A 14855-nucleotide genomic window follows, 5' to 3' on the forward strand; every position below is an offset into this window, starting at 1 on the left:
TTTTATGAAAGCGTGAGGTATCAGTAGCTTTCTTGATGAAGCCGGCGTTGCTTTTCACGACGCTGCAGGTCGCGCTTTTGCTTACTTTTTACATCATGATGACGGCGACCTTTTGACTTTTTATCGTCAAAATCACCATCCTCTACCGAGTCCCATTCTTCACGCTGGTAACGATAGTCTTTACTCATTACGATCTCGTTGTTGTTAACACAAGGCTATTATTGATTGACAGACGAAAATAGAAAACGATTTTTTATCATCGTATCGATAAGAAATTTTTGTTTTAACTTCTGTCAATTGGCATGAAAACTGACGTTGCCCTTCATTGTGACATCTCTAAGCAAAAAACGGTTTATCCCTGTCATATTATTGAAACATATCAAGGCATTAGACTTGGTTTTGCACCATGAGAAAACAACCAATATTTTTTATTCTCAGGAAAAAAATCTTTTGTTTTAACTTTGGTTCAAATTGGCTTAAAAGTCAGCCTGAAAACACAACCACTGTTGAGATGACCCATGCAAGCACCAAGCATTCGTGTACCACAAAAGGTTTTTATTGACCGCGCTAAGTTTCCGTACGGTTTCCGTAAGTCCGGTGACTTCAGTATTAGTGAAGCCGACTTGCTAACCAAATACGGTAAAACGTTGTTGGCTCTGGAGTCAGGAGAACTCGCGCCTGAATCTGCCGACGAGCAACATTTTGTCGATTTCGTGCAAGGTAACGTGCCAGCGGAAAACGCACTGGAACGTACCTGGCAAAAATACGCACGACTGGCGCGTGGTAAAAAGCACTTTTACACGCTGCATAGCTCAGCCAGCAACCAGGCAGATTATGACGATGACTATTCAGATGACGAATTTGACGTAGCCTGACGCCATTATCTGTTATTGCAGCCCGGTGAAGTTCTCACCGGGATGCGTGCTGTTTTATTTTCAGCCGGTAAGCACGGTGATCACCGTGCTTCAGCAGCACCTCATATTGTCCGCGCATTCTCGGCCGACGTTCTCCTGTGTTTTTATAATGTCGACAATGCGTTCTCCCTTATAGATCATGCAGGCCGGTCACCGCGCAACGCTTCTGACTGCAAACCGTTTTTCTCTGACTCGCGGTCTTCCTTCGCCATTACTCTTCGCAATTCCGCTTTAACACTTCATGCGTTGTAGTTTTGGTGATCTTTCCATGCCGGATCGCGTTACCAATAACATGTGCTATCACACTGATATTCCTTTAATTCAGGTGAAAGATGTACAAGCTTTCATTTGCGTTATCAGAACATGAGTGTGCGAAAGCTGTAAGATGTGACGGGCAAACAGTGGTGTGGTGACCAGTTTACAATCACGGACTGGGATTCAGGTGAGTGGATGGCATAAAAACGACGGGCCGAGCCTTAGTTTCTCACCCGCCAGCAGGATGACGACTGGAGGGGCACGCCCATGGCGTCGTAACAAGGTGTCTGGAGTGCACGGAATTCACGCTCACCCCCAAACACTTTTTGCGCTGCACATGCTTACATATTCGCACCTTTTTCAGTGCGGACTACACTTAGTATTGCCTCAGGCACAATTTGGAAGTTGAATCAGGAGGAACCGGATATGATGATTTCCTATAAGCAGTTAAAGCATTTTTCACTCCATGCCACGGACGATGACATCGGTGGATGCAAAGACATTCTTTTTGACGACCAGGACTATGTAGTGCGCTATCTGGTTGCCGATACCAACACTTGGTTACCGCTAAGCCGCAAGGTCGTTATTTCCCCAATTTCTGTCACAAAAGTCGATGTAGAAAACGAAAATGTGCATATATCGATGACGTCACAGACACTCAAAGACAGTCCGTCCATCGATGAGCACAAACCGGTCTCGCGCCAGTACGAAGAAACCTTATTTAAATATTTTGGTTACGGCTATTACTGGATTGGTCCTGGCGCGTGGGGAGACTTCGCTCACCCGACTGAGCTGGCTGATGCTGATATGGCAAAAGCCATGCAGGAAGAACAGGCCGCTAGTCCGGAAAATCATCTACGCGCATGTGGCGAAGTAAATGGCTATGAAGTGGCGACAACCGAAGATAATGTGGGCCACATTACGGACTTCATTTTTGACGCAAAAAGCTGGGCTATGAGAATGCTCATTATCGATACCAACAACTGGTTGCCTGGCGGCAAAAAACTGGTTGTTTTACCCGGAGACATAGAGAAGATTGACTGGTCCAGTCACAAGGTAAACGTGAAGCTCTCCCATGATGAGTTGATGGAGAAGCCAGAGATTGATCTGGATAAGTTGGGCGACGACAGCTACGTGCAGTCTCTACTGCAAAAGGCGCAATAACGATGTCTGACGTGCTATATCAAAAACAGACAGCGCTGGCGATAGAGAACTTTGCTATTGGCGGCCAGCCTATGCCGCCGGGGTTCATCCATGCTTTGGGCTTTGTGAAAGCGGCCTGCGCCTCTGTGAACAAAGAACTCGGTTTACTGGACGACAAGCGCGCCGAAGCAATCTGGCAAGCCGCTACTGAGGTTGCAAATGGCGAACACGATGACGCATTTCCGGTAGATATATATCAGACTGGCTCCGGTACCAGTACTAATATGAACGCCAATGAGGTGATCGCATCGCTTGCCAGCCGCGCAAGCGGGCTGGAAATTCATCCCAACGATCATGTGAATATGGGGCAAAGCTCTAACGACGTTATCCCCACCACCATTCATGTCAGCACGATGATGGCATCTCACAGCTGCCTGCTGCCGGCATTAAAGGCGCTGGCGGATACTATCAAGAAGAAGATGTCGGATGCAGAAGGGTTAATCAAAACCGGACGTACTCATCTGATGGATGCCATGCCTGTCAAATTCAGTCAGGAAATGTCTGGCTGGAGATCACAATTACTGCAAGCCATCGAGCGGTTTCAGGATACTCATTCCCGTTTGAGTCAGCTAGCCATTGGCGGTACCGCTGTAGGTACCGGGGTGAATACACACCCTGAATTCGGTGCGCGGGTGGCATCAGCGCTTACCCAACAGTTAGGACTGACTTTTTACGTGACAGATAACCACTTTAGTGCGTTGTCTGCTCAGGATACGGCGCTGGAATATGCCGGACAGCTCAACGTTCTGGCAGCGTCGATAATGAAAATCAGCAATGACCTGCGCTGGATGAATAGTGGACCACTTTCAGGGCTCGGCGAAATCAGTCTGACTAAACTGCAGGCAGGTAGCAGTATCATGCCCGGAAAAGTGAACCCGGTTATTCCTGAGGCAACCGCTATGGCCAGTGCTCAGGTCATGGGTTTACACACCGCTATTACGGTCGCCGGGCAGTCAGGTAATTTTCAGCTGAATGTCATGCTTCCGCTAATTGGTGCTAATCTGCTAACCGCCATCGGGTTATTAGCTAACAGCTGTGAGCACCTTGCCGACAAAGCCATTGCGGATATGCAGTTTAACGGCGAAGCCGCGGCACAGGCGCTGGCTAAAAACCCCATACTGGTTACGGCGCTGAACGCCAAAATTGGTTACGAAAAAGGCGCACAAATTGCTAAGAAAGCGTACGAGGAGAAACGCTCGGTTCTGGACGTAGCAAAAGAGGAAACCGACCTGACAGAAGAGGAATTAGCAGCGCTGTTAGATCCGGCAAAGCTGGTGTAGTGCCGGCTTAGCCGGCGCAAAAGAATTCGTACAGCAATTCGATTGTACGGCGTATACGTTCATCGGCAAGTCGATAGAAGATGACTTGCCCTTCACGCCGGGTTGCCACCATGTCAGATTCACGCAACAGTGCCAGGTGTTGAGAAAGCACGGGTTGTGTAACCGGAATATTGGTTAGCAATTCAGAAACAGAGAGCTCTCCGTCAAGCAGTGAACACATAACCATCAGGCGGGTTTTATTTGCCATTTGTTTCAAATAACGCTCAGCATCTGATGCATGTGCCAGCATTTCTTCGGGATTAATTGCTTCGGACGTTGCCATTCGTAATTTACACTTTACCAACAGGGCCTCTATTCAATCTAAATGATTTGCATTTCGCAAGGTGTTTGGTCGCAAAACCTAATTTTTAATAAGCATTTACGGAAAATCGCAATACCTGAGACGACCTTGTATGTCGAACAAAACGCCAGGTTGCCGTTCACTGTTCAATAGCGCCAGCAGCTATTTCCTAACCACAAGCTCCTTCCACAATGCGAACAGGGAAAAAGTAAACCGCAGCATGCCGACGCTCGTAGTTTGCAGTAATTGACCAAAGGTTTACTGAGGCGTCGACTATCAAAGCTGTTCAGGTTTACGTTAAAAGCGTTCACACGCTCTTCCCAGTGCTCCCTTGCATTATAGTAAATAACCAATATATTAGATATAACTTATACAATAAAATTCAAGGAATCCAACTATGCTTAAATCAATACAGGACCGACTAAATGCGATTAGTGTCCCTATTCGTAAAATTTCAGCAGAAGAAGCTGCTCAGGAAAGCAAAAAAAACAATGGGTTAATGATTGATGTGAGAGAGCCTGCGGAAGTTGAGAACTCGCCGACTCCGGGCACCGTAAATATCCCTCGCGGCGTATTAGAAATGCAAATGCTGGAGAAAGAGAAAGACGCCAGTCGTCCCATCTATGTTCACTGCGCCTCTGGTGTTCGTGCGCAGTTAGCTGCAGAGCAGTTATCACTAATGGGTTACGAAAATGTCACTGTTCTGACCTGCGACGTTCCAAAAATTCAGGCTGCATTGTCGTAGCGCGTAGTAGAGTTCATTCTCGCGCGGTTCCAAACAAGTTGCGAACCAATCCAAAATTGGCGACTGCCTCTATCGCCCCCCCCGGCACGACATCAGAAGCAGCGTAACGTCATTGCGTCTGATTAATCCTTATCGGGCGTGTCGCGTGACAATGCGACACGTTTCGAAAACCGTCTATTTCGTTTCACCCCATCGATTAACAGTTTTAACGTCGTTCTATTTCTTAAAACAGAGCGCGCGCTATAATGGTGAAATCATTCGACAATAACTGCTATTAACTATGCTTAAAGCAACGCTGGAACAATGGCGCATGTTCAAAGCCGTTGTAAACGCCGGGGGCTTCAACCAGGCTGCAGCAAAGGTTCACAAAAGTCAGTCAAGTGTTCACCATGCTGTTCAGAAGCTGGAATCTGCCATTGGGGTCACGCTATTTGAAAGCGATGGCAGAAAAGTCAGGCTAACACCCGCTGGCGAACTCATGCTTCGACGCGCAGAATTTTTACTCAATGAAGCGGCAAAGCTGGAGGCCGTTGCCAGCAGTTTGCAACAGGGAACCGAAACGCAGCTGCGCATTGCTGTTGATATTATTTTTCCTTCCGCCTTCTTGTACAACGTACTGAATAAAGTGTCTGAAGAATATCCCATGTTACGCATAGAAATTGAAGAGACGGTGTTAAGCGGTGCAAACTCGTTACTCAAAGCCGGAAATGTAGATATTGCGATCTCTCCTTTTGCGTACACGAATGGATTCAGTGAAGATCTTTGCGAAATAGAGTTTCTGGCAGTTGCTCATCCAGGTCATCCTCTTCATCAGCTGAATCGCCCGATAACGACGGAAGATCTTAAATCGCATCGTCAGATTGTGGTCAGAGATTCATCGTCTGAACGTAAAGCGGAATCAGGTTGGCTAGGAGCAGAACAGCGCTGGACGGTCAGCCATGTCAGGACATCTATTGACATTATATGTCAGGGGCTGGGCTTTGCCTGGCTTCCCCTTGCGATCATCAAACCGCACATCGACGCACATCAACTTATGCCACTCCCGCTTGAGCATGGAGGGCTGCGTAAAGCATTATTGTATCTCAGCTTCGAAGATGGCGATCAGTTGGGCCCGGCCGCACGTTCATTTATTGGCGAACTGCGATATCAGTCTATGCAGTTGCCCTGCTCAGAGTCAGTACTGGAAAACAATGATCAGCAGCGATTATAAGTTGGCTACGGGTCGACACGACTTCCACAGTCCCGTTGCTGAATCTGTTTTGCATGCATTGCCCGATTTTTAAATAACGTCATACCGTGTTTAGTCTGTATCGCCACCGGCTCAGACACAGGTAAGCCTGTAGCACACCGCAACGTTGCAGGTTCGTGTTATACGCGGTATAACAAGAGACATGCTTCGCCTGAAATAATAACAATAAGGAACAGGCAATCCATGGAACGCATTCTTCTGACAGAGTCAAAACGTTGCCGATTACGCTTTAGTCAATCAGCGGCTGAGCGTTTTGGTGATTTATCTGAACGGGGCAGCTATGCCCTGGCGTAATAATAAAGCTCTCTCCAGCACACAATTACGAAAGCGGTTGTTACTCGCTTCAATCAGCCTCTCACTGCTGGTTATTCTTACTTTCTGCTATGTAGGTTATGGGGTGGCTATTGGAATGGGCGAAAAAGTCGAAAGTCAGGCTTATTCGCAGCAGGCGGAAGCTATCGCCAATGCCATTGAAAGACAGCAACAGAGGCATCCTGATTATTTCGATACGCTAGGGCAGCGTCCTTTACCCGAATTTATCAACACAGCGGGTAAGCATCTTGTGGCGCTACATACAGCTAACCGCCACATCATTAAGGGCCCCTCTCCTCTTTTTATTCGTCACGAGAAAATAAACCAGCTGGCAATGGCCGAGGCCGATCGCTTTGTTACTCTGGATGACTCGCGTTTTTACGTTACCCGCAGCCACATTGGCAATCAGGGCGCATTAACGTTAATCTGGCGGGATCTGTCCGGGGTAAATTTGCCGACTCATATCTTACTGCGGATCGTGGTTACTGCGCTGCTGACTTTTGGTATAGCGGTATGGCTTTCGATGATAATGTCGGCGCGAATCGCCAGACGCTTTCAGTCTGCCAGCCATGCGCTGGAAGAGCTCGCAATGCGTGACAGTCTCACTCACCTGCCAAACCGTAACGCGCTAATCAGCAGCTCTCCTGAAAACGTCAGATGTGGCGCTTTGCTTTTTCTGGATATTGATCGATTTAAAGATGTGAACGACGCTTTTGGACAGGACGTAGGCGATAAGTTGCTTCACGCTTTTGCGCAGCGCCTGCTTAAACTGGCCGGTCCGGACAGTGACGTTTACCATTACCGAAGTGATGAATTTGTTGTGTGGATGCCATCGTTGCAGAAAGAAGAGGTAACGAATGCCGCGTTTGCCATGTTGTACGAATGTCGCGTGCCTCTTCAGGTAGATAACGCGTCATTTGAACTTGGATGCAGTATCGGGGCAGCTTGCTACCCCATACATGGACATCTTTTTGAAACCTTACTTCGAAACGCTGATACCGCCATGCATCGCGCCAAAGCGCGCCGCCTGGGTGTACAGGTATACGATGACAAGCTTGCATTTAACAGCACCATCAAAGTCATGTTGCGCAGCCAGTTGCGCTCCGCGTTACAACAAAATCAGTTTGTCCTGCATTATCAGCCAAAGGTAGTCATGGAAACAGGCACGCTGATTGGGGTAGAAGCCATCGTGCGCTGGCAACATCCAGAAGAGGGCTTACTGGGACCTGCCCTGTTTATCGATTTGGTAGAACAAAGCGGTATTATACATGTGTTCACCCGCTATATGGTTGAGTCTGCTATTACTCAAGTTCAGAAATGGTGTGATATGGGACATCAGCTCCCGGTTTCGGTGAACCTGTCTGCTTATAACCTTCTGGATACCGCATTTGTCCCTTTCGTTAACTCACAACTGGAAAAATCTGCTGTATCTCCATCGCTGTTGGAGTTTGAACTAACAGAAAGTGCAGCCATGATAGATAAATCGGCGAGTAAGCGCACTGTCGATGCATTACTTGAACTGGGCGTGAAAGTCTCTATTGACGATTTCGGTACCGGCATGAGCTCATTTGCTTATCTGCGCGATTTAAATGTAAACACCGTAAAACTGGATCGCGCATTCATTACCCACATTGTGGACGATATTAAAGGGCAAAAAGTCGTAGAGGGGCTGGTATCGCTGTGCAGAAACCTCGATCTTGAGGTGATTGCCGAAGGAGTAGAAGACAGAAGGCAGGCGGATTTACTTCAAAAACTCGACTGCCATATTGGTCAGGGTTACTTTTTCAGTCCTGCGGTAGAGGCTGATGCAATCAGCCAATTGCTGCCACAGCCACAGGCTTTTCGCTACGACTATGTCGCGAATAATTAATCCCGTTGCTTTGGCGCGGGCGTACGTGGGGGTCGCTAACGGCAGTAAAAGTAATTGGGCGGTTCGAGAATGATGCACTTCCGACAAGTAGATCTACGGTCGGACGAAGGATAAGTCCACTGGCGCATTTCTTCTCACGACATTGCGTTTTCGTTAGGCAGCTATCCCTGTAACGTCTGAAATATCTGCGCACCTCCCATATAAAAGCCAACCACCGCGAGGCTAAGGCCAAATAACGCGACCACGCCATCATCCGTCGTCATCCCGACTGCCATAATCAACACAGAAAATGCTGGTATCAGACCGAGAAAAGGAATGAGTTCAAGAGGCACCATCATCATTCCGCACATTGCGCAGGTCAGCGCAATCATTGCACGAAACACGTACTGACGCATGAAAAGCCACCGTGGGATCAGAAATCGGTCAACGTGCATCGCCGCCGGTTTAATCGAGCCTATTCCATTGTTTAACGATTCGCGATCGATGCCGATATCGCGAATTGCGCCAGGTAGCCAAGGATGTTTTTTAGCCAGTAAAATTTGCAAAGAGATGAGAAAAATAGTCACACCGGTAACTGTAGGTATTCCTGGTATGGCACCTATCGGCGTTGCAGCGATGAAAGCCGGGACCGCAAGCATCGGTCCGAAACCACGTTTTTCCATTATCTCAATGAGTTCTCCAAACGCCACTTTGTTTTCTGTATGCGTAGACTGCATGCGGCCTAACAACTCGTATAGCGTCATTGAACGTGCTAAAGTCTGGCTGTACATGACTCATATCCTTATCAAATTCGGAATGGGTGTTGCGAATACTGTGCCATATTCGGCTGAGTTTACTTTCTGCTGTTCCCAAAGCTTGCAAGACTTGCCCCACCGGCATAGATTCTGCATATTTCGGTGAAAATGATCCACTTAACGAGTAATCCGGTAAGTCATACATCGGGTACTCACAACAAAAAGGAACTTTTTAGTGCTTACTGTCCTATTGGTCGATGACGATCCTGAGTTTACTGATGTCGCTTGTACCATCATTGAATTCCTGGGCCATGAGGTTTTGACAGCAGCCAACCTCGCCGAGGCACGCGACTGGCTAACCAAAGAAACTTTTGACCACGTTCTGTTGGATTTTATGCTCCCGGACGGAAGCGGAGCTCATCTTTTTGACGAACTGGACGTACTTCCCAAGCGTCCACGGGTGACGTTGATCACCGGACATCCTTCAGTAAAAGGCATTATCAAAGGTCTTTGTGGCCCAAACATTGATTACCTTGTTAAACCCATTCAACGTGAAGAAATAGAAGCGGTATTAACTGGTAAGAAAAATCAGAAGAAACAAGAGCCTGGCCCAAAAGTCACGCGCCATTTCGGCCATCTTATCGGCGAATCAACGCCAATGAAAGAGCTCTACAAACTTCTCGAGCGAGTCAGTCGCACCAGCGCTAACGTGATGTTACTGGGCGAAAGCGGGGTCGGTAAAGAGGTGGTCGCAGCAGCGATCCACGCAGCCTCTGATGCAGAAGGTCCTTACATTGCAACTAACTGCGGTGCATTTTCCAAAGAGTTAATTGGCAGTGAATTATTCGGCCATGAAAAAGGCGCATTTACTGGGGCAGTAGGCCGCAAAGCGGGGGTTTTTGAACAGTCTGAAAACGGTACACTGTTTTTAGATGAGATCACCGAAATGCCTATCGATATGCAACCTAACCTGCTTCGGGTTCTAGAAAACAAGGTGGTTATTCGTGTCGGCGGCACCAAAGCCATTCCGGTAAATTGTCGTGTTGTATCTGCTACTAACCGCAGTATGGAAGAAATCGCAGAAAGTAAAGTTTTACGCGAAGACATCTATTTCCGGTTGGCGGTCTTCCCTATCACCATTCCGCCATTGCGCGAGCGCAAGGAAGATATTCCTCTGCTTGCCACCTACTTTATTGATGAGTTGAATAAAGAAAACGGCACCAACTTTATCTGGGAAGATACCCAGCTGGATACCCTTAAAGCCTATGACTGGCCTGGTAACGTACGTGAGCTACGTCACTTCGTACATCGTGCCGCGATCATGAGTGACCCGGAAGGCAGCGACATTGAGTTACCAAAAACCATCGAGTCTCCATTTGCTAAAAAGCAAAGCACCACACCCGCGCTTCAGGCCGGCAGAACCATTGAGGATGTCGAAAAAGAGCTGATTTACGCGACACTTGAAAAAGTGAATGGCAATAAGACGCTTGCTGCAGAAATGCTGGGGATCAGTACTAAAACACTTTACAACAGACTCCATGCTTACGGTGATCTGAGTAAAGAAGAATAACAATAAGTAGGTGTAACCATGACTGAATCAGAATTTGCGACACTGGCAACTCACGTGCATGATGCACGCAAGCCGCTAAACCGCATTTCAATGCAGGCCGAGCTCGTCAAAATGGCGCTGAACGGAGATGTTCCCGCAGAGAGAGCTATGGACGCCCTGGATAAAATTATCGCCAGTACGAAAGCATGCAGTGAATCACTCACTACCATGATGTCTGAACTGGGTGATTCACAAACGGACTAAGCAATGGTTCAAAAAATGTTGTCGTCACTATATAGCTGGGTAGCAATAGTGTCGATTGTGATCATTGTTATCACAGGCAACTCGTTTTACGTCGTAAGTACCCTCGATGAACTAGCCGCTCTGGAAGCAAGACTGTTTACTACCAACCGTGTTATCGGCAGCGTAAATAATTTGCATGTGGCGATTTTGCGCGCAGAGTCTGGCCAGCGCGGTTTTCTTTTAACCGAAGATGAAGACTATCTCGACGATTACAACGATACGCTGAATCAGATTAACGGCCTGATTGATCAGGTCGAAATAACAGGGCTGGCGTCGGACTTGCCCGAGCAAGTTAATCGTATTGAAACCTTGCTTGACTTAACGCGCGCTAAAATTAACGGCATGATTGAAGTTGTAGAACTCGCCCGGGCCGGCGAAATGCTTGATGCCAGCTCACTACTGAACAGCAACCGGGGCCTGATACTCTACGACAGAATTGAGACACTCTTTGAGCAGATTGACGATTCTGAGCGCGAGATGCAGGCGAAGCACCTGGCATCGCTGATGAAATTGAGAAAGAACTCTGTCAATACTCTGATTGTTTCCTCACTGACAACGGTGTTGTTGATTATTGCTATCTTTATTTTGTTGAAGATGAATGTGCGGGAAAGTCTTCGTCATCAGCGTACGCTCGAAGATATTAACTCTGATCTGGAAGATAAAATCGAGGAGCGCACACAGGAACTACGTGTCTATTCTGATGAACTGGCGCGCAGCAACCGTGAACTTGAAGACTTTGCTTTCGTAGCATCCCATGACCTTCAGGAGCCCTTGCGCAAAATCCGGGCTTTCGGTAACCGTTTGGAGTCGGGCTACGCTGATGTAATTGATGAGCGGGGACAGGATTTCCTCAAGCGCATGCTTAACGCCGCTGAGCGAATGTCACTGCTAATCAGTGACTTGCTGTCATTCTCACGGGTTTCCACCCGCGGCAAAGACTTCGTAGACGTGAACCTAAACAGTGTATTTAGTGAAATTCTCAGCGATCTTGAAATCGCTATCGACGAATCTGGTGCAAAAGTCAGCGTCGACGATATGCCCAATATATTGGGCGATAAGTCTCAGATTGAGCAGCTTATGCTTAACCTGCTGTCCAACGCATTGAAATTCAAAAACCCTGACATTGCTCCGGAAATTACAGTAAGCTGTTCGACGCCTACCGGTGAAGAACTGGTAAATGTGCTTCACGAAGAGCAATATGACTGGACAAAAATTACTATTCAGGACAATGGCATAGGGTTCGACCAGTCATTCTCAGAAAAGATATTTGCGCCTTTCCAACGCCTTCATGGCAGAAGTGAATATAAAGGCACTGGCATAGGCCTTGCCGTCTGCCGCCGAATAGTTGAAAGGCATAATGGCCAGATATCTGCGCTTAGCCAGCCAGGGAAAGGCGCACGCTTTACAATAATAATCCCGGTTAACGGGGAACCGTTCGCATCGACTACATCAGAGGGAGTAGTTAGCAATGACTGATAAACAATCACTACCCATAAATATTCTTATGGCTGACGACGACGAAGACGATCGTTTGTTGACCATCGACGCGCTGAAAGAAAGCCGCGTACTTAATAACTTATTTTGTGTTGAAGATGGCGTAGAGCTGCTGGAATACTTACGCCGCGAAGGTAAATATGCGGATCCAAAGGATTCCCCCCGCCCCAGCCTGATCCTGTTGGATCTGAATATGCCAAGAAAGGACGGCCGCGAAGCACTACAAGAAATTAAAGCTGATCCCAAACTTCGCTCAATTCCGGTAGTTATTCTGACTACATCGAAAGAAGAAGAAGACATGTTACGTGGCTATGACTTAGGCTGTGCTTCTTATATTACCAAGCCAGTCAACTTTGAAGGCCTGGTAGAACTTATGCGTGCATTAGGTCGTTACTGGATTGAATTCGTAGAATTGCCACACGATTGATGACGGAGTAAAGCTTTGACAGACGTTATTCGGGTTCTGTTGGTTGAAGATGACGAGGACGACTATTTTCTTACTGCGGACTACCTTTCCCGCTGTGAAGAGCCTCGCTTCAAAGTATCCTGGGTTACAAACAGCGCGGATGCATTGAGCGTATTAAAACGTCAAAGCTTCGATTTGTGCCTGCTCGACTACATCCTCGGCGCAGAAAACGCCATTGATGTACTGGATGTGCTCAAATCAAATCAGATAACGATTCCGGTGGTCATTCTGACCGGCCAGTCTGATACCAAAGTTGACGAAATGGTGATGCGGGCAGGTGCCGCTGACTACCTGACTAAAAGCGAAATTGAAACGCCACGGTTCATGCGTACCATACGATATGCCATGGTGCGTCGGGAAATCGAAAACGAGCGAATCGAGCGTCACAAGGTCGAGCAAAAGAACAAAGCCAAAGACAAGTTCCTTGCCCATCTCGGGCATGAATTGCGTACACCACTTACGTCAATTCTCGGCTATACCGAGTTGCTTTTGGATGAAAAGCGAAATGGAGATATCGAGCAGGAGCTCTCTATTATCCATTCCAATGGCAAGCACTTGCTGAGTTTGCTCAATGATATGCTGGATATGTCACGCATCATGGCAAACAAGCTGGAGATTGCGCCAAAAGAAGTGAACCTTTCAGGCTTTCTTACTGATCTTCATTCTCTTATGGGCCTGGCCGCAAAAGATAAAGGCTTGTCACTTTCTGTATCTGCAGAAACCAAGCTGCCCGAGTACATCGAAACAGACCCTACCCGATTAAGACAGGTGTTAATTAATCTAATTAACAACGCCATCAAGTTTACTGACAATGGCACGATTTCGGTTGCTGTTGAGACAGTCAAGCCACTATCAGCCAGTCAACCTGAAAAGCTTCTTTTCCGTGTGGAAGATACCGGTATCGGCATGCCGAAAGACAAACTCAGCAGTATTTTTCAGCCCTTTGAGCAGATAGAAGATGTGATGCGCGCTAACCATGGTGGCGCAGGGCTTGGTCTGGCGATATCCCGTGAACTGGTCCATAAAATGGGCGGAGAAATCTCTGTCGACAGTAACTTTGGTAAAGGCAGCGTATTCAGCTTTACAATCAACCCCGGCGACATTTCAAACCAGAACAGGGATATACTGGATCTGGAAAAATCTCAGGTTCGTGAAAGCAATGCGTTAAACCTGCACGTTTCAGGGCGCGTTCTGATTGTTGATGACTTACGTGAGTTGCGACGGTTAACCGGGCATTTGGTTGGTCAGTGTCACGCCAGTGTGGCGTATGCGGAAAATGGCGTGAAAGCACTTGAATCCGTGCTCATGGCTGAGCAGGATCAGCGCCCCTTCCATCTGGTATTGATGGATATCCACATGCCTGTGATGAACGGAATAGATGCCCTTAAAGCCATTCGTCGACATAACTGCAACGTTGCTGTTGTAGCCGTCACCGCTGCCAGTCGCAAAGGCCTGAAACAATCCTTGTTGGATGAGGGCTTCGATGGCGTTATTGGTAAACCCATCGACCGATTCGAATTAACCAAGGTTCTCGACCGTTATTTGATCCGTACCGAGGGGCCGGCGCCATCCAATGAGCAAGAAAAAGAGCGCGCACAAAGTCATCAGTTGCCTGAGGGTAAGAGTAAAAAAGTACTGGTTATTGAAGATGACCATGATGCTGCTGAACTGATTCAGCTCTTCATTGCGCATCAGGGCCATGACGTTTATATCGCAAACTCCGGTAAGCAAGCGCTTCAGACACTCAAAGAGATTGTGTTTGATGTTATTCTTATGGATTTATCGTTGCCGGATTATCACGGCTACGACTTAGCAAACGAGATTCATCAGTTACAGGTGGACGCGAAAATGTTTGTCGTCAGTGGCAACGAACCTGAGCCTGAACGCATGAAAGAGCTTGGCATTGAAGGCTCATTACTTAAACCCGTATCCAGAGAAGATCTAATTTCCCTGTTCGACAGCCTTTGACGCTGTTTAATTTCCCCGGTTATTCGACACGTCCACCACACTTACGTCCCCGCTAGTTTACGAAATTATTACATCCGGTGACTGCAATAATTACGAGACCGGAAGCCTTCAATTCATAACACCTTTAGAAAAAAACATACAACTCAACCACTTACTCCATGGTACATCGCTTG

Annotated in this window: 14 protein-coding genes; 11 read left to right on the forward strand and 3 right to left on the reverse strand. The window is 47.5% G+C overall.

Translation table 11 applies throughout. From position 1 onward, the window contains the following. Positions 1 to 20: 20 nt before the first annotated feature. Positions 21 to 188 carry a hypothetical protein gene (locus JKP77_RS15180; protein ID WP_218312006.1) on the reverse strand — a complete coding sequence of 56 codons (168 nt, stop codon included), beginning with the start codon at positions 186 to 188 and terminating at the stop codon, positions 21 to 23. A gap of 330 nt (positions 189 to 518) precedes the next feature. Between JKP77_RS15180 and JKP77_RS15185 the strand changes: the two genes are divergently transcribed. From JKP77_RS15185 to JKP77_RS15195, 3 genes are all read left to right on the forward strand, one after another. Beyond that, positions 519 to 875: a MaoP family protein gene (locus JKP77_RS15185; RefSeq protein WP_218312007.1), complete on the forward strand. Its 357-nt coding sequence runs from the start codon at positions 519 to 521 to the stop codon at positions 873 to 875. A 720-nt stretch (positions 876 to 1595) separates the two neighbouring features. Further along, positions 1596 to 2333: a PRC-barrel domain-containing protein gene (locus JKP77_RS15190; RefSeq protein WP_218312008.1), complete on the forward strand. Its 738-nt coding sequence runs from the start codon at positions 1596 to 1598 to the stop codon at positions 2331 to 2333. Between the two features lie 2 nt (positions 2334 to 2335). Next, positions 2336 to 3652: a class II fumarate hydratase gene (locus tag JKP77_RS15195; protein ID WP_218312009.1), complete on the forward strand. Its 1317-nt coding sequence runs from the start codon at positions 2336 to 2338 to the stop codon at positions 3650 to 3652. Positions 3653 to 3659: 7 nt separating this feature from the next. Here the strand turns inward: JKP77_RS15195 and JKP77_RS15200 are convergent, their stop codons facing one another. Further along, positions 3660 to 3974, reverse strand: coding sequence for an ArsR/SmtB family transcription factor (locus JKP77_RS15200; RefSeq protein ID WP_218312010.1), 315 nt, complete (start codon positions 3972 to 3974; stop codon positions 3660 to 3662). A gap of 415 nt (positions 3975 to 4389) precedes the next feature. On the opposite strand from JKP77_RS15200, the gene JKP77_RS15205 reads away from it, so the two are divergent. From JKP77_RS15205 to JKP77_RS15215, 3 genes are all read left to right on the forward strand, one after another. Then, complete coding sequence (locus tag JKP77_RS15205) at positions 4390 to 4737, forward strand: rhodanese-like domain-containing protein (RefSeq protein WP_218312011.1); 348 nt, start codon at positions 4390 to 4392, stop codon at positions 4735 to 4737. A gap of 280 nt (positions 4738 to 5017) precedes the next feature. After that, positions 5018 to 5947, forward strand: a complete 930-nt coding sequence (locus tag JKP77_RS15210) for a LysR family transcriptional regulator (RefSeq protein ID WP_218312012.1) — start codon at positions 5018 to 5020, stop codon at positions 5945 to 5947. Positions 5948 to 6266: 319 nt separating this feature from the next. Next, the gene (locus tag JKP77_RS15215) at positions 6267 to 8168 is read left to right on the forward strand and encodes a putative bifunctional diguanylate cyclase/phosphodiesterase (protein WP_218312013.1); all 1902 of its coding nucleotides are present in this window, start codon (positions 6267 to 6269) and stop codon (positions 8166 to 8168) included. 161 nt (positions 8169 to 8329) lie between these two features. Here JKP77_RS15215 and JKP77_RS15220 read toward each other — a convergent pair whose 3' ends face one another. Continuing rightward, positions 8330 to 8938 (reverse strand): exopolysaccharide biosynthesis protein, encoded by a 609-nt coding sequence (locus JKP77_RS15220; protein ID WP_218312014.1) that lies wholly within the window; start codon positions 8936 to 8938, stop codon positions 8330 to 8332. A 199-nt stretch (positions 8939 to 9137) separates the two neighbouring features. On the opposite strand from JKP77_RS15220, the gene JKP77_RS15225 reads away from it, so the two are divergent. Genes JKP77_RS15225 through JKP77_RS15245 form a run of 5 tightly spaced genes read left to right on the forward strand, consistent with a single transcriptional unit; the run spans position 9138 to position 14682 of the window. Continuing rightward, positions 9138 to 10472, forward strand: a complete 1335-nt coding sequence (locus tag JKP77_RS15225; RefSeq protein ID WP_218312015.1) for a sigma-54-dependent transcriptional regulator — start codon at positions 9138 to 9140, stop codon at positions 10470 to 10472. A gap of 18 nt (positions 10473 to 10490) precedes the next feature. Beyond that, positions 10491 to 10715 carry a hypothetical protein gene (locus tag JKP77_RS15230; RefSeq protein ID WP_218312016.1) on the forward strand — a complete coding sequence of 75 codons (225 nt, stop codon included), beginning with the start codon at positions 10491 to 10493 and terminating at the stop codon, positions 10713 to 10715. Between the two features lie 3 nt (positions 10716 to 10718). Next, positions 10719 to 12230 (forward strand): sensor histidine kinase, encoded by a 1512-nt coding sequence (locus tag JKP77_RS15235; RefSeq protein WP_218312017.1) that lies wholly within the window; start codon positions 10719 to 10721, stop codon positions 12228 to 12230. Beyond that, the gene (locus tag JKP77_RS15240) at positions 12223 to 12675 is read left to right on the forward strand and encodes a response regulator (protein WP_218312018.1); all 453 of its coding nucleotides are present in this window, start codon (positions 12223 to 12225) and stop codon (positions 12673 to 12675) included. Before JKP77_RS15235 ends, JKP77_RS15240 begins: the two co-directional genes overlap by 8 nt. A gap of 15 nt (positions 12676 to 12690) precedes the next feature. Further along, positions 12691 to 14682: a response regulator gene (locus JKP77_RS15245; RefSeq protein WP_218312019.1), complete on the forward strand. Its 1992-nt coding sequence runs from the start codon at positions 12691 to 12693 to the stop codon at positions 14680 to 14682. The last annotated feature ends 173 nt before the right edge of the window (positions 14683 to 14855 follow it).

This window comes from Alteromonas antoniana, from assembly GCF_019249295.1.
GTDB lineage: Bacteria > Pseudomonadota > Gammaproteobacteria > Enterobacterales > Alteromonadaceae > Alteromonas > Alteromonas antoniana.